We start from the raw sequence: 15,387 nt of genomic DNA on the forward strand, positions 1-15,387 counted from the left end.
GCATAGTTTTCCCGAAGGGCGCTTAGGTACATATCTTCATGTGCTGTCCAGGCGCAGTTGCGTTTAGAGTACGTGTCCAATCAGTTTTAAATGGGTGTGAACATGAGAGCAGAAACTGAATCGCGGATTTTTTCGGTGGATGAATATGTTCGTCCGTCTAACGGCGAACCGATTCGTTCGGTTGTTCTGGAAACCAATGACTCTGTCGTCGTTGTTTGGCACGCCCACCCTGGGCAGGAAATAGCTTCCCATGTACATCCTCACGGCCAAGATACTTGGACGGTTATCTCAGGTGAAGCCGAATATCATCAAGGTAACGGCATAGTCACTCATCTTAAAGCTGGAGATATTGCGATCGCAAAACCTGGGCAGGTACATGGTGCAATGAACTCTGGCCCCGAACCTTTTATATTTGTTTCAGTGGTTGCGCCGGGCAATGCCGGTTTTGCGTTGGCTGAGAAATAGGCGAAAGGCCTGAGAGGAAACTGATGAATACACGATTATTTACGTTCGCTGGTGGAGAAACGGGTGTTTGGCGCGTTGTTCGGATGGATGCCGTGGCGGGAGCCCCTCTCCCTGGAATCCCCCGGCTCGACGTAGCCGCTGGCTCTGTTTCGCCGCAGCCTTTGGGCACCAAATGGCTTCTTCGCGGGATAACGAGTAACGAGCGTTATGTCGTGCGTGAAGAGAAGGATCGTCTCGTGGCGAAGCAGCCAAGTTTGGGTCGAGCAGAGGCCACCTGTGCCGCCCTGATCCCTATCCGGAAAAACCCCTCATGGTGGGGACTGGCTCAAGACGAACGCCGGAAGATTTTTGAGGAGCAGTCCCGTCACATTCACATTGGGCTCCAATATCTCCCTGCTGTGGCCCGTCGTCTCCACCATTGTCGGGACCTGGGCGAGAGCGAACCCTTCGACTTCTTGACGTGGTTCGAATATTCCCCGTCTGATGAGCCGGGCTTTAACAGGCTTTTGGCCGAACTCCGGGCCTCGGTGGAGTGGAAGTATGTCGACAGAGAAATCGACATCCGGCTAGTGCATGAGCCGGCCTAGTATCAGGTTTAACTGCGATCTCCGTGCGGCATACACCTGCGACACCCGCAGCCCAGCAAAGCCCGGAAAATCTAGTGTGTCTAATAACTTAGGAGTAACACGACACGTATGCCTAGCGAGCCACCAGTCGCTTGGGAAATTTTCTACTTATGGCCTCCTCTTTCTCTCATCGATCTCCCAGGGCATATCCTGCCGTCTAGAGTTGGCACCTTGTCCAGCTTTCGAAGAAGGCTCTCCATACACGTCCGGCCTACACCTTGTTAGGTATGGCCGGTTTCCAGTTGTGGGGCAATAGCTCGTCGATGGCGTTGTTCTTCTGTGTCGGCAGGCGAGTCAGCACATCCTTCAGGTAGGCATAGGGATCATGCCGATTCAGCTTCGCTGACTGTATTAGGGTCATGACCGCAGCCGCACGTTGACCACTGCGCAGTGAACCCGCAAACAGCCAATTGCTGCGCCCCAGCGCCCAGGGTCGGATCTGGTTTTCCACCCAGTTGTTGTCGATGGGCACAGCGCCATCGTCCAGGTAGCGCGTCAGCGCTTCCCAACGTTTGAGGCTGTAATCCAGGGCTTTGGCCGTGCCGGAGCCATCCGGCACTTTCTGGCGATGGGCCAGCATCCACTGATGCAGCGCATCGGCAAGGGGTTTGGCTTTGGTTTGCCGGATTTCCCGCCGCATATCCGGTGGCAGATCTTTGGTTTCCCGCTCGATCTCGTAGAGTCCACCGATGTATTCCAAGGCCTTGGCCGCCAATTCGCTCTTGTTGGCCTCGTGCAGGTCATAGAACTTGCGCCGGGCGTGGGCCATACAGCCGATTTCGGTAATGCCGTTGCCGAACCCGGCCTTGTAGCCAGCGTAATCATCACAGACCAGCTTGCCCCGCCAGTCACCCAGGAAGGTTCGGGCGTGTTCGCCTGCACGGCTGGGTGCGAAGTCGTAAATAGCTGCCTTCAGGTCGGCAAACGGTGTGGTGCAGTAGGCCCAGACGTAGGCCTTGTGGGTTTTCTTCTTGCCCGGGGCCAGCATGCTGACCGGGGTTTCATCGGCATGCAGAACACTGTGTTCCAGCAGAGTATTTCTCAACGCATCCACCAGCGGCTGCAACTGCACACCACAGGCACCCACCCATTCGGCCAGGGTGGAGCGCGGGATTTCCAGGCCGGCACGGCCGAACATGCGTTCCTGACGGTACAGCGGCAGATGGTCGGCATACTTGGCCACCAGCACCTGGGCCAGCAGGCCAGCGGTGGGGATGCCTTTGTCGATCACCTGCGGTGGCACCGGTGCCTGGATCAACGTCTCGCAGCTGTCGCAGGCCCATTTGCCCCGGATGTGACGTTCAACGGTGAACTCACCCGGGACATAATCCAGCTTCTCGCTGACGTCTTCGCCAATGCGCTTGAGCTGGCAGCCACACTGGCATTGAGTATTTTCTGGCTCGTGGTGGATCAGGGTGCGGGGCAGTTCCGGTGGCAGCGGTGTGCGTTTGGGTTGCTGCTTTGGCCGAGCGGCTTTCTGCTCCTCGGTCATCGCCTGTTCCAGTTCGACCTCGATGGAGGCCAGGTCGCTGTCGATCAGTTCGTCCAGCAGTTTTCCCTGAACCGCGTCCAGCTGCTCGCTACGCCGGGCGTACTTATGGCGCTTGAGAATGGCCACTTCGTGGGTCAGCTTCTCGATGACCGCATCACGGTGCACCAGAGCCCGCTCTTTGTTATCAACACGATCAAACAGTTCCGTAGCGAGAGCACGGAGCTGACCGGCAGAGAGTTGGTTGATGTCGGGGCGCTGAGTCATGCCCCTTAGTATGCCAAGCCCTTGTACTGCAAGCGATTCGCAGTTCTGGCTATGGCGGTATTGCTCAGCTTGTGGTTACAGGATTGAGATGACGCCATCGGCCCCAATACGTTGCCATGGCAGGCCCTGAACGAGGGCGGATAACTGTTCTTCGGTCAGACATAACTGTTTGCCTCGCCAGGATTCGCCCCAGTGGAACTTGCCCCGGTTTAGACGACGGGCACACAGCCAGATGCCGAGGCCATCATGGATCAGCACCTTCATCCGGTTGCCTCGCTTGTTGGCAAACAGGTAGGCGCAATGGGGTCTGGCCGAACCGAAGACCTGAACGACTCGTGCCAGAGCTTTATCCGGTCCCGCCCGCATGTCCAGCGGTTCGGTGGCCAGCCAGATCTCATCAATGCGGATCATCCCAACAGATCCCGCAACAAGGCGGCACACTGGTGGGCCTGCTCCGCAGGCCACTCCACGACAACCGCGCCACTGGCGCGGGGAATCTCGATGCGGATGGTGCTACGCTTGTCCGAGACCGAGTGGTGGCTCCGTGCTGAAGTTGCTGCTGGCAGATTGACCGGCACGAACTCCGGCGTTGTCGCTGGTGCTTTAGGCACTCGTCGCGCCTCCTTGATCCAGCGTCGGACCATGTTGGCGTTGAGGCCATTACACAGAGCGATCCGGGAGACGGATGCGCCCGGATCTCGGCACTGGGCGACAATCCCGGCTTTGAATTCCCGGGAAAACCGGCGACGGCGTTGGCAGGGTTTGGTTACGCTTAATTCGTTCATGTTAAGTGTCCACTAGAAAATAAGTGGACACTATCCTGACGACGGCAGCGCCAGGCTCAAGATGGGATCACCGGACGCTTACGCGAGATGTATCTCGACTTTATCTCGGCAGGGTTTCGGACGTGCTCGGAGCTCGAGCAGCATAACTTTATTTGCTAGTGGGATAGAGCTTGTGATGTCGTTCCCACCAAACAAGAAAAAAATGGGATTGAACGATGTAACCCCAGGCTCGCTTGGTTCCACCTAGCCTAAATCTAAATGCGGTTTCGAACTCCTCTAATCCCAATTTCTTCCACCGACGCCTAGCTTCTTTTATTAAAGTGGAAATTTCTTGTTCATGGTGCATTTTATGCCCACTACCGGACCCACGGGAGTCAACATCAGCCCAAGTCATTTGAGTGAACTCAATGAATGGGGGCTCTATATCGACTGCCCATTCTTGGTCAGTCCAAGCGCGGAGTTCGTGCCAACTCCACTTTCCTTCTTTGTCCGCTTGAGAAATACACCAAGTTACGCGATTACCAAAGCGTGAGCCATCCTTGGTCGCTTTAGGTGTCTTAATGGTGTCGGAGTTGACGCTGGGGGATATTTGGGGTTGTTTCGTGTCGTTAACGGTGACTATGTACTTGGGCTGGTCAACACCGCTCACTGAGTCAATTAGTTTCTTTTTGGATTCCTCAAACCTTTTTTGTCTACTTGCTTTTCGTGCAGCTCGAGCCTCACTCTTGTTCCCCATAAGTGTAGGCTCACAGAGAGGAATAGTATTCGTGAATAGCGCTAAGGGTAATTGGCTCGTTTGAGTAAGCTCCTACAGGGGTGTCGCCTCTGGCGTCAAGCCAAGGAGCTTCTTGATGAGTAAGATTACTCAGCCATTGAGCTGTTTTGTCACCATAGAACCCAAGCACTTTCTGAATATTTTCTTTCTCGATATCGGACAGGTTTGTAGAGTCGCCTTCCTTAAAGAAAGATTGGTCAACTTTGAATTGCCCACGATGTTTATCGTAGATTGAAGGTAACACCGGGCCGTTGGCCCAAGCTTGGAAGTCGTCATCAGTAAAAAGGGGTTCTTCTTCCCAAACCATATGCCAAGCTTGTGCATAGTACATAAGCTTTTGTAGTTTCATGGCGGACATCACTCCATGTGCTTCCGTGATGTATCTTGCGACGTCATATACCGTTGCCATGAGTGATCCCCTTGAATTTATTTAGAGAAGGCGGTTGGACTCCTTGCCTACTATAGTAAAGCACAGGAAATTATACTCTAGGGCTTGGGAAATCAAGAGAAAAGCAGGAAAAGAAGCAAAAAATCCAATATTATCAATGTGTTATGGGGTGTTGTTATGTGCGGAACAGCTCCTATCATTTTCCTCTTGTATGATCTGCCTCTCAAGATCAGGGCGCTATGTTAGTATGTGCTTATTCATTTGAGCGGGTGCAGAGCAATACTGAGCGCTAAAGGAGTGAGCGCTAACATCCACGAAATACAATAAAATCAATGGATTGGACTATATTCTAAGTATGCCTATGAAATATGCCTATGAAGATCTAAGCGACGATCAATTTGAAGAATTGATCGTTTTTTTATGTCATGAGCTACTTGGGATTTCTACCCAGGCCTTTGCTAAGGGGCCAGATGGAGGCCGAGATGCAAAGTTTGTTGGGACTGCTGAACTCTACCCTAGCCAGCGTGCCCCCTGGAAGGGAGTGACTATAGTTCAGGCTAAGCATACTAATGGGTATAACAAGCACTTTTCTGATCCCGATTTTTACAGCAAAAATAATGAATCAACCGTCCTCGGTAAAGAGATAAATAGAATCAAGAAGCTTCGTGAAAATAAGCAGCTTGATCACTATATGCTATTTTCTAATAGACGGTTGGCGGCTAATGCTGAGAGTGAAATCCGGGCATGTTTGTCGAGTGAATGTGACATCCCTGAATCCTCAATCTGCCTCTGTGGTGTCGAGGTTATAGAGATGTGGTTGAAGACCTTTCCAAAAGTAGCAGAAAGAGCCGGGCTGGATATGGTGGACTCTCCACTTATTGTTAGCCCTGATGATCTGTCAGATGTGGTTTATGCCTTGGCAAAGCATAAAAAGGATACGGTCGAGGTAGAGACGGACCCTCCTGTTCCGAGAACTCCTTATGAAAAAAAGAATAAAATCAATAATATGTCTGATGAGTATGCTGCTGTGACTAGGGGGCGATATTTGAAAGAAACCGCGCAAGTTCAAAAGTTTCTTTCCGCTCCGGAAAACTACGAAATATTAAAGCTTTATGAAGATGTGGTAGATGAGTTTCAGCTCAAAATAGTAGCGAAAAGGAAAGATTATCAAACCTTCGACGACGTGATGAACTATTTAGTGGATCTGCTTTTTGCTAGAGACCCCGTTTTGAGAAGAAACAAGCGACTAACTAGGGTCATGCTTTTTTATATGTACTGGAATTGTGATATAGGGAGCGACGGAAATGTTAAGACCCACTAAACATTCGCACCCTGATCGTACAGTGGTTAATGTTTCCTTGGTTCTTCTAATGAGGCTTAGAGACTCCAGGATTGAGGGTTACGGTGAGCTTTTTAAGCATTCCAAGAAGAGCGTTGTTGGCGGAGATGTTCTTTTTCTTCCTGCGCTGAATTTTTTATTTCTTCTTGGGTTGATTGAATATCATCCAAAAACTGATGCTATTGAGTATGTAAACAGCAATGAGACTGTCTAAGCTTTACACAAATAACCATGATTTGTTTGAGCCTATCTTTTTTAAAGATGGGCTGAATGTGGTATATGGCGAGATAAGGCTTCCCCAAAATAAAGGGAAGGATACCCATAATCTAGGTAAGAGTACCTTGGGGAGAGTGATTGATTTTGCTCTCCTCTCTAAAAGAGATCCTCGGTTCTTTCTTTTTAAGCACGAAGATGTTTTCGCAGCGTTTGTGTTTTTTATCGAGATTGAGCTGGAGTCGGGAGGCTATCTTACTGTTCGTCGTAGTGTTAATAAGCCGTCAAGAGTGAGCTTTAAAAGGCACAACGATAAGTACCAGGACTTTACTCAACTTGTAGATGAAAACTGGGATCATGTGGATGTTCCATTTTCCAAATCAAAAGAGCTTCTTGATGGAATTCTGGGGCTTTCGGCTATAAAACCATGGGGATATAGGAATGGCTTGGGCTATTTAGTTAGGTCTCAAGAAGACTATAGTGATGTGTTTAAGCTGAAGAAGTTTGGGTCGCGAGATGTTCACTGGAAGCCCTACTTGTCGCATGTGCTAGGGTTTAATGCTCGTTTGATTGTAAAGCATTACGATAAGGAAGATGAACTTAAAAAGAAAGAGGATGCTGAAAGTATAGTAAGAAAAGAGCTTGGTGGCTCCGTTCAGGATGTTAGTAAAATAGAAGGGATTCTCTTAATTAAGAGAAAGGATGCGGAAAAGAAGCAAGAGTTGCTCGACGCGTTTGATTTTAGGCAGCAAGATAAAGATAAAACGAAATACATTGTCGATGATATTGATGAGACGATAGCTCGTCTGAATGGTGAGCGATATTCGCTTAGCCAAAACCTAAATAAAATAGATAAGGCTATTAACGAAGACAAAATTGTCTTTAGTACGGAGGAAGCTGCGAAGATATTTGATGAAGCCGGAGTGTTTTTTGCTGGACAGATAAAAAAAGATTTTGATCAGCTTGTGGCTTTCAATAAAGCTATAACAGAGGAGAGAATAGGGTATCTGGTTGGTGAAAAAGAATATGTTTCTGCCGAGATTTCGAGAATTACGAAAGAACTGAATGTTCTTGGTAAAAAACGTTCAGATGCTCTTGCTTTTTTGAGTGATACAGAAGTTTTTGCAAAATATAAGACGTTATCTAACGAGCTTGTGACGCTTAGGGCTGATATAGAAGCGCTTGAGAGGCAGAAAGAGCACCTTCACCGGCTTCAAGAATTAAGAGCAGAAATTCGGCAGCTGAATGAACAGTGTGGCCATCTTCAGACTGAAATTGAAAATGATGTTGAGTATCAAAACTCGGATCAGGAAAGCCTGTTTTCGAACATTAGGGTTTATTTTAGCGAAATAGTGGACGATGTAATAAATAGGAAAGCTCTTTTAAGCGTTTCTCCTAACAGTGAAGGGCATTTACAGTTCAAAGCTGAGATTCTTGATGAATCGGGGAATTCAACTAGTGCTGATATGGGGCATACTTATAAAAAGCTACTGTGCATCGCATTTGATCTGGCTGTTCTGAGAGCTCATTTGAATGACAAGTTTCCGCATTTTGTTTTTCACGATGGAGTTTTTGAGTCATTAGATAAACGCAAGAAAGAGAACCTATTGTCTACTCTTCGTCAGTATTCTGAGATGGGCATTCAGTCTATAATTACGCTGATTGATTCCGACCTTCCTGAAAGGGGGGATGAGGAAGAGCCTGTTTTTAATGAGGATGAGGTTGTTTTAAGGCTTCATGATGAAGGAGATCAGGGGCGCCTATTTAGAATGAAAGGCTGGTGAATGCTCTGTATCCTGACGAGAGTTCGGAAGACAAAACATTCATGCCCTGGTTTATAATTTATTAATGAAGTCGTTCACTTCATCGTGCTTGGAATCGGGAACGTCTGAACCGGCATCACTGCTGCCGGTATCGGTCTGGGCTTCACTGGTGTTCTGTGAGGCCCCTTGTTCCCGGATAGCCGAGGCGATCTTGCCGCCTGCGGTGTTGGACAGGGATTCACGCGCACCCTCCATGCGGTTGCTAACCCCTTCTTTCGCGGCCTTGGCGGTGCCTTTACCCAGGTTGGCCGCAACATCGCTCATATAGTTGGCTCCGGTGTTCATAGCCGCAGCAAAGCTAGATGTCTTGCTGCCGCCGCTTCCAGCACCAACAGGGGCGTTTTTGAAGGCTCCTTGTCCTGATGACATGTTGGTATTTGCTTGCTTGAAGGCCGCATTCAGGGCTGAAGCACCGCCAAAGGCCTGTTTTGCACCGGCCATTGCTGCCGCGCCGCCTGTTGCAACGGCAGCCCCACCAAGTGCCACGGCGCCCATGGCAGCGCCGGCACCGAAGCCTCCCGGTCCACTGATGCTGGAGCCATTGATGATGCCGGCCACCATCTGGGGGACTTTGCTGACCAATAGCATCAAGATGGCTGAAACGACGGCAACGACAGTAAGCTCTTTTAAATGGATTCCGTCAGAAAGATTTTGGTAGTAATCATTTAGGATGCTGTTTCCTATACCAATGATTAGGACCATGGTCATGATGCTGGCTGCGACACCTAAGACAGTTTTGAAGTAGTTGATGGCAATATCGCTTGTCCACTTCGAGCCTCCAAAGCCCAGGAAGAAGACGCCGGCATACAGGAGAATCCAGGAGCTGCAGAGCAAGATAATCATGTTGGCCGCAATAAGGCACATCATCGCAATGATCACCAGGCCCAGTATCAGTGCGCAGAGGGTTTCCCCCATACTCCAGATGCTACTGTCGTCTATAATCCGAAAAAATATCTCAAAGCCGATATCCATTACGTTTCCGGGCCTGAATTCTGGGCCTAATCCGCTAGCAGTGCCTCCCACTTGTTGAAGGCTGAGGATAATATCACCCGCCATATCCGGGCCGTTGAGAAGTAACCAGTAGTAGAAGCCAACATAGACAGTGAACCGAATAAATTCAGCGAAGAATTCCCCTATGTCTGCCTGGCGTAAGGCCATAAATCCGAAGGTGAAGATCATGGAGATGGCGACCAGACACCAGAAAAGCCAGCTTGCCCGATCCGTGATAACGGAGGCCCAAGTGCCAGCGTTGTCACGGAAGGCCCTCATTATCTGCTCCGACACATCGGAGTTGTCGATTGCAGCTTGAGCCACGCTACTGGCCATGAGAAGCATGGTGGATGCCATGATTCGCAGTTGCCAGCCGTTAATCCTTTCCCAAATGCTCATGGTCGCCTTATTCCTATTGCTGCTTACTTAACGGTGAATCCTTCGCCGGAGCTTTTCTTAAAGGTGCCTCGACGCAGGCATTTGCTAGAAAACTCTTGTTGCATTGCTCTGCTTTCCAGCTTTTTTATGTTTTCCAGCTTGCAATTCGTGTCGTTCACTTCGGGCATCTTTTCCTCGAAACATCCAGAGAGAAAGATGGCCAAAGAGGCTGTCGTCACCAGAGGTAAGATTTTGGCTGATTTCATTGTTGCTCCTTAATGTTGGTTTTCTTACGGCTTCATTTGACGGTGAATCCTTCACCGCTACTTTCTTTGAACTCGCCTTTTCTGAGGTTTTCTGAGCTGGCTTTCTGCAGGGCTTCCCGACTGTTCTCGGCCTGCATCCTAGCCACCAGGGCTTGGTTCTGCTGGGCCATCAGAGAGCGAATTTGCAGGAGTTGGGCTGACTGCTGGCTGGCAAACTGATTGGCATATTCCAGGGCAGCCAAACGGCCCGCCGGATTTTGCGCCTGGTTCTGGAGCTGACGCAGCCGCTGGGCATCCTGCTCTAGCTGATCCTGCTGCATTTGAACGCCCACCAGGGCCTTGTCATTGGCCGCTTTCTGGGTGGTGGTGCCGGCGGCGTACAGATCGTCATAGGTGCCCCGGCACCCGTCTTCCTGGAAGCAATTGATGTTGCGGTACTCGCCCAGGTCGCCGCCGAACTTGTCCAGCCAGGCATTCAAACTGCCGGCCTGCTGGGAATACACCTTGATGGCATCGGTCGCGTTAATGAGCTGAGTAATGGTGGAATCGGTCTGATCCCAGAGATACCCATTCACGCCCGTGGTGTTCTTGATCTGGTCTTCAAGTTGCAGCAACTGCGTCCGGTACTCCTCGATCTGCTTTGACGTCTGAGCCATATTCTCAATCGAGGACAACGTGGTCTGGATGATGTTGGTCACGTCAATGGTGGCGATTCCAGCATTGGCAGAATTGAATGAGAGCAATATGAGAAGAGATGCAATAAAGGTTTTATTCATAGTGCACCGATTTTAATCAGAGTGTCTGGATGCTATCAGAAATGGTGGTGATATTTCTTTGAGGTTATGCACGATATTAGAATTATTCCGAAATGGTTAATTTTAGCCGCTAAAATTTAGCGTAGGGTTATTCGCTTTTGTTTAGCTTTATGACGCCTATTCGGATCGGAATTCAGCATGACCTTTTGTGAATGGACGTCGGTGAAGTTTACATCCATGGAATTTTCGCCTGCTATTTTTTCTATTCGAGAACGAAATGCAGGGTCACCTGATAATTCGAGCTTATTTCCATACTTGGTCTTGGCTAGAGAAAGCGTCGCAATAAGCGTTTCCTCCTTTGGCTGCGACGGCAATATCAACTTCTCGCCATCGTCACGCACAGCTTGTTCATGAAGCTGGTAAATAATGGTGCCCTTCCTAGTGACGCCGTCAGCTCTGATTCCTGACGTCTGGTTGTCTTTTTTGTGCTGAGGCTGGCCGATACTATTACCCTTAGATGGCTTGGATCGATGTGACCTCAGTACTCGCAGAGCCTTATCGTTACCCTGTTTTGCCTGCTTTCTTAGCCAGTCATTCCAGCCTGGAAGGAGGTGTTGGTTATTGATTTTATTCCGCTCTCTAGCGTATTCCTCACGGATGCGCTTGATCTCGTTTTGAAGGGAGCGGTTGATCCGCATATAGACCAGGCGTTTTGCTGTTCGCCCTCTAGCCAAAGTTCTGAGCGCTTGGCGCCTCAAGTTGGCAGAACGTCTGGCAGCGGTAATTAACTTTTCCCTTTTGTTAATGGCCCCTTTGATGGCTTGGCTTTGTAAGGCTCGACCTTCCGATTTGGCTTTAGTGTATTCGGCGAACAATTCTGCTGAATGTAGGTTCCGATGGACTGGCTCGCCTCGATACTTAACCTCTGGTTCCGGGGCTTGTCCTTCAATGGCGCGGTAGCAGCCAAGCCTTTTCTCAAGCTTTGCTTTTGAGAAATCACGATTGACGGTGCTGGCTTTCAGAGCTATCCCTGATCCCGATTTAAATACCAGGCCCGCCCCTTGCGGTACTAGCTTTATATCGTATTTCGCTATGGCTTCATGGAGCTGCTGCCAGGTTTCTGCATCCTTCACCGCTTCCGCACAGTACTTGCAAACCCAGCTCAAGAGGCTTTCCCGACCGCTCATGTTCTCTATATCTTGTGCTCGTCCCTCAGCCATCGTGCGCTTTTTTTTGTGATTATCGCGCTGCAGGTTGTGTTTTTTCTCTAGCTCCAAGCATAGGTTGTCCCGAGTCCTGTAGTCGCGATATGGCTCATGCATGGTCAGGCGAACGGGATGAATTTTGTTGATCGCAAGGTGGATATGAAAATTATCTGTGTCTTGGTGGGTGACACTGATGCGCTGGTGCTCACCATAGCCCAGTGCGTTACACATATCGGTTTCTATGTTCTTCAAGACCTCTGCTTTTGGAGACTCTCCCTCGGGGAAGGAAATAATCAGGTGGTAGGTTTTATCACCTGTAGCTCTTTGGTTAAGGCTCTGAGTGGTCTCAATCTCCAGGGCTGCCCACTCCGGGGTTTCTGAGCGGCAGTTAGTGATCGAGATGGAGCCGACCCTGAATTCCTTGCCCTGGGAATTGAGCAAATAGTTGGTTAGCCTGCTGAAGCTGCTCTTGCCGCCGTGGTTCATGGTGACCCGTTTGCTGATCATGAGAACTTTAGCCGCTAAAATTTTAGGGCGGAGGCTTTTTGATAGAGCAGGGCCTGAATGGCTTTCGTATCCCTAAGAGCAGCCAGAATGACGCTTTCGAGTCTGGCTGAGCTGTGCCCCTCTAGTTCCAGCTTCTCGTCATTGGTGAGCCACATTTTCAGCAAGCCGCCAATTCGGCCTAAATCGGCATTGATCTTCACCAGCTCCATTACTGCTTCCTTGTCAGCTATGCCTGTTACTGGCGTACCCATTCCGACATTTCGTAAATAGGCGGAAGCGCTAAGGCCAGCGGACTTTGCCTTATTCACAATGTCACCTTTTTCATCAGGCAATACCCATACCTTAATGGGGGTGGTGCCTTTTCGAGTTGGCGATCCAGTCATCATTATCTCTTTCGGCGGTAGCCTTTGCCTCGCAGAGCAGGACCCGTTGAGCACTTGTGCGAATAAGGATTTTGAAGTGGTTCGCCGGGCTTGTCCCGGTGGGCCTACTTCACCTGTCCTGCCCTAATAAAAAACACTTTTAAAACGATTTATAGTGCGATCCTATCGCTTTTTATTTGCTGTTTTAAAGCAAAAACAAGAGATTTTTTATTGGCTTAGTAATTTGGCGAAAGTGGGAGTAATTAATGATGCTGAAAATCACTGTAAAAGCATGTGGAAGGATAAGAGCAGTGTTCTAAAAGCAGAATAAAAGCGTTGTGGCAGCGTTTCTGGCGAGGTCATCCTTATAGCCTTATTTGAGTTTGGCTCTTCTTTCACGCTGTTTTCGCAGCTTGTTCTTGGCCCAAAGCCCGTCCCTTTGCATCTCTCGTCGCAGATCTTCAATTTCTTCTTGTGTCAGTTTTCTGGGGCCTTGATCTGATCCTGATACTGAATTTGACGTCATGTCTTGTTCCTTTCGTCCAGTGTTCAAAAACCTTTAGCCGCTAAAGGCTCCCCGTGCGATCAGTATCGCTCTGTATTCATGCTAGAAGGGCTATTTGTCTTTGTTGGCTTTCCGAAGCCGCAGCCTTTCTTGCATCCTTTTGAGGTCGTGTTTTGCCTCTTCTCGAAGTGCTTCGATTTCCTGCTCGGTGAGCCGCCTTGGCCCAAGATCAGAGTGGGGTGGTGATCTGTCACTCATATTCCCTCTGTTGTCACTTATGGATGATTATACTTTAGCCGCTAAATTGGCAGCCATCATCATGGGGAAGTGATTAAGACTGTTTGGTCCTCTCTTTTTCCTGCAGCCAGGCTCTGACTTTTTCCCCATCCTGCTGCATCTCCTGCTGTAGTGATTCTATCTCTGATTGCGTCAACGGATTGAGCATTCTTGAGGTGTCCCGCTTGGCCTCTTGCCGAAGTTCTTGGACTTTCTGCTCGGTAAGCCGTCTAGGTCCATGCTCAGAACGGTATGGTGATCTGTCGTTCATTGTTCTTCCCCGTATGCAGTATCTGATATTACTAATTTTAGCCGCTAAAATTGCGAATATGTCAGCTGCGCTGACGGTTTAACGCCAAGATTGGAGCATATTCAGCATGCCCTTGGCTGCTTTTCACGCATTCCGAACGTTAAATAATATATTTAAGTTAAATTGCGCGCGCGCGTTACGGCACGAAAGTGCCCTGCAACCTATTGTTATTGTTGTGATTTAGGCGCAATGGGGGCTCTAAACGTACGAAAGGGAGTGTCCCTAAGGGTACGTGTCAATTCACAGGCTTGGCGTACCTAAACGTACGTGTCAATTCACAGGGCTATGGGCGTAAAACAATGGGTTGTGGCAAGCTAGACGCATGTACCTCGGGTATTGACGATCAGGAAAGTAATCAGGGGAAACCCTGCTTGGGCTCGTACCTTTAGGGACGCTTACGTTTGGCTTGCTTGCGTTTGTGCTGGGTGTGGTGGGCGTTTACTGGAACATGTGGCCGCCCAGCTAGCATGTCCTTGAGCTCAGCTCGTTTTCCTTCAGGGCCGTCCGCGTAGAACGTCACCTGGTCACGTTTGGCATCATAGGCCATGAGGTAATCAGGCAGAGCACCATTTTCAGCCAACTTTATGATTTCCCCTCGAAACTTACGCAATGTGGTCGTGCTGCCGCTTTTTTCTAGGAGTGTGGCAAGTTGTACCCGCCAATGTGGCTGCTTCCCACAGTGTTTTCGAGCCAGCTCATACATTCGACGGTATAGGGGTTTGCGGATACGGAAATAATCGCGGTTTAAGGTTAGCACATGCATGGATTCGATACTGCGGAACAGCCAGTCAGGTAGTGTCACCTCCACCGCTTTCATGCGATTATTTGTAGGCGATCTCTCCACGACTCGCCAAGAATCGATTAGGCCAAACCCCTGCCGTTCGCGCTGTCCATTCGTTTCTATGTTGGTTTCAATACGCGTACCGCTGAGCCGGCGGAGCATGCCCGCAGCCCGTTCGTATCCGACCCCGCTTGTTGGTCGGCTAGTCGCTTTAAGAAAGTCGTGCATGGTGAAGTGAACCGTGCTCGACAATTCTCGTCCCCTGTTCTTCGCCTCTACGATTTGACTGATGCAATATATCCACAGGTCCTTGTCGTGGATAGATGCGAGCCCGGTTGCTCCAGGAAGAATAGTGACTCTTCTGCCGTTTCGTTCGTAAGTGCGAATGCGCTTGTCGCCGGCCCTCAATGCGAACAACGGGTGCTCCATGCTGGCCATGTCATCTTTAGGGGCGGCATCCAGTATATCGGCTACAAAGAAATCGCCTTGCCGATTGTGATCCGGCAATAGAGCCATCAGATTATCTCTCTAAGATCTGCCTGGTTGTCTGCTTCGATCGAGTATCAATTTCGATATTTTTAAGTAGGGCGTTATTTTTTATTCATGATTCGTCTATGAGCTCTGCCACATCGCTGGCTTTAAAGTAGACGCGACGGCCAAGCTTCCTTTTTGCGGAGTTCCATTTGTTTGCAAATTCTGATTGACTGCGTAACGAAATTCTTAGTCCGTCAGGGCTTCGCTTTAGCAGATCTGATAAGTCGGTAAGTGATAGAAGTGGCCCGTAACGTTTTAAAAGCTGCTCTTCTGTGGTCATATTTGCTCCCTTGGTTGTTTCGCCAAAAACGTGATAATTTCGCTTGGCTTATCTACGCATCATTAAAA

At 49.4% G+C, this 15,387-nt stretch carries 16 protein-coding genes; 5 read left to right on the plus strand and 11 right to left on the minus strand.

Features of this window, described 5'->3' with window-relative positions:
* The first annotated feature begins 102 nt into the window (after window positions 1-102).
* Both C4S63_RS10265 and C4S63_RS10270 read left to right on the plus strand, forming a co-directional pair.
* Window positions 103-465 carry a cupin domain-containing protein gene (locus tag C4S63_RS10265; RefSeq protein WP_001201003.1) on the plus strand — a complete coding sequence of 121 codons (363 nt, stop codon included), beginning with the start codon at window positions 103-105 and terminating at the stop codon, window positions 463-465.
* 23 nt (window positions 466-488) lie between these two features.
* A complete protein-coding gene (locus tag C4S63_RS10270) occupies window positions 489-1,052 on the plus strand; it encodes a chlorite dismutase family protein (RefSeq protein ID WP_001097412.1) in 564 nt (187 codons plus the stop codon).
* A gap of 250 nt (window positions 1,053-1,302) precedes the next feature.
* Here the strand turns inward: C4S63_RS10270 and C4S63_RS10275 are convergent, their stop codons facing one another.
* The 4 genes from C4S63_RS10275 to C4S63_RS10295 all read right to left on the minus strand — a co-directional run bounded on the left by C4S63_RS10275 (window position 1,303) and on the right by C4S63_RS10295 (window position 4,816).
* Window positions 1,303-2,847: an IS66 family transposase gene (locus C4S63_RS10275; RefSeq protein ID WP_008175578.1), complete on the minus strand. Its 1,545-nt coding sequence runs from the start codon at window positions 2,845-2,847 to the stop codon at window positions 1,303-1,305.
* A gap of 75 nt (window positions 2,848-2,922) precedes the next feature.
* Window positions 2,923-3,258 carry an IS66 family insertion sequence element accessory protein TnpB gene (gene tnpB / locus C4S63_RS10280; protein ID WP_008175580.1) on the minus strand — a complete coding sequence of 112 codons (336 nt, stop codon included), beginning with the start codon at window positions 3,256-3,258 and terminating at the stop codon, window positions 2,923-2,925.
* Window positions 3,255-3,632, minus strand: a complete 378-nt coding sequence (locus tag C4S63_RS10285) for a transposase (protein WP_008175582.1) — start codon at window positions 3,630-3,632, stop codon at window positions 3,255-3,257. Before C4S63_RS10285 ends, tnpB begins: the two co-directional genes overlap by 4 nt.
* A gap of 746 nt (window positions 3,633-4,378) precedes the next feature.
* Window positions 4,379-4,816 carry a Panacea domain-containing protein gene (locus C4S63_RS10295; protein WP_103917511.1) on the minus strand — a complete coding sequence of 146 codons (438 nt, stop codon included), beginning with the start codon at window positions 4,814-4,816 and terminating at the stop codon, window positions 4,379-4,381.
* A 340-nt stretch (window positions 4,817-5,156) separates the two neighbouring features.
* Here C4S63_RS10295 and C4S63_RS10300 point away from each other — a divergent pair, with 340 nt between their 5' ends.
* Genes C4S63_RS10300 through C4S63_RS10310 form a run of 3 tightly spaced genes read left to right on the plus strand, consistent with a single transcriptional unit; the run spans window position 5,157 to window position 8,131 of the window.
* Window positions 5,157-6,116, plus strand: coding sequence for an ABC-three component system protein (locus tag C4S63_RS10300; protein WP_103917512.1), 960 nt, complete (start codon window positions 5,157-5,159; stop codon window positions 6,114-6,116).
* Window positions 6,117-6,165: 49 nt separating this feature from the next.
* Window positions 6,166-6,348 (plus strand): ABC-three component system middle component 8, encoded by a 183-nt coding sequence (locus C4S63_RS17650; RefSeq protein WP_369826425.1) that lies wholly within the window; start codon window positions 6,166-6,168, stop codon window positions 6,346-6,348.
* Window positions 6,335-8,131 (plus strand): DUF2326 domain-containing protein, encoded by a 1,797-nt coding sequence (locus tag C4S63_RS10310; protein ID WP_103917514.1) that lies wholly within the window; start codon window positions 6,335-6,337, stop codon window positions 8,129-8,131. Before C4S63_RS17650 ends, C4S63_RS10310 begins: the two co-directional genes overlap by 14 nt.
* 51 nt (window positions 8,132-8,182) lie before the next feature.
* Here the strand turns inward: C4S63_RS10310 and trbL are convergent, their stop codons facing one another.
* The 7 genes from trbL to C4S63_RS10350 form a co-directional block, all read right to left on the minus strand.
* Window positions 8,183-9,559: a P-type conjugative transfer protein TrbL gene (gene trbL / locus C4S63_RS10315; protein ID WP_103917515.1), complete on the minus strand. Its 1,377-nt coding sequence runs from the start codon at window positions 9,557-9,559 to the stop codon at window positions 8,183-8,185.
* Window positions 9,560-9,582: 23 nt separating this feature from the next.
* Window positions 9,583-9,804, minus strand: coding sequence for an entry exclusion lipoprotein TrbK (trbK, locus tag C4S63_RS10320; RefSeq protein ID WP_103917516.1), 222 nt, complete (start codon window positions 9,802-9,804; stop codon window positions 9,583-9,585).
* 32 nt (window positions 9,805-9,836) lie between these two features.
* Window positions 9,837-10,580, minus strand: coding sequence for a P-type conjugative transfer protein TrbJ (gene trbJ, locus C4S63_RS10325; RefSeq protein WP_103917517.1), 744 nt, complete (start codon window positions 10,578-10,580; stop codon window positions 9,837-9,839).
* A gap of 116 nt (window positions 10,581-10,696) precedes the next feature.
* Window positions 10,697-12,271, minus strand: a complete 1,575-nt coding sequence (gene traI / locus C4S63_RS10330; protein ID WP_103917518.1) for a TraI/MobA(P) family conjugative relaxase — start codon at window positions 12,269-12,271, stop codon at window positions 10,697-10,699.
* Window positions 12,272-12,285: 14 nt separating this feature from the next.
* On the minus strand, window positions 12,286-12,657 hold the full coding sequence (locus tag C4S63_RS10335; protein WP_103917519.1) for a conjugal transfer protein TraJ: 372 nt from the start codon (window positions 12,655-12,657) through the stop codon (window positions 12,286-12,288).
* Window positions 12,658-14,109: 1,452 nt separating this feature from the next.
* Entirely contained in the window at window positions 14,110-15,021 is a 912-nt protein-coding gene (locus tag C4S63_RS10345) for a replication initiator protein A (RefSeq protein WP_103917521.1), read from the minus strand.
* Between the two features lie 85 nt (window positions 15,022-15,106).
* Window positions 15,107-15,319, minus strand: a complete 213-nt coding sequence (locus C4S63_RS10350; protein ID WP_103917522.1) for a plasmid-related protein — start codon at window positions 15,317-15,319, stop codon at window positions 15,107-15,109.
* Window positions 15,320-15,387: the final 68 nt, after the last annotated feature.

Origin of the sequence: Alcanivorax sp. DSM 26293 (genome assembly GCF_900107995.1) — a bacterium.
Lineage (GTDB): Bacteria > Pseudomonadota > Gammaproteobacteria > Pseudomonadales > Alcanivoracaceae > Alcanivorax.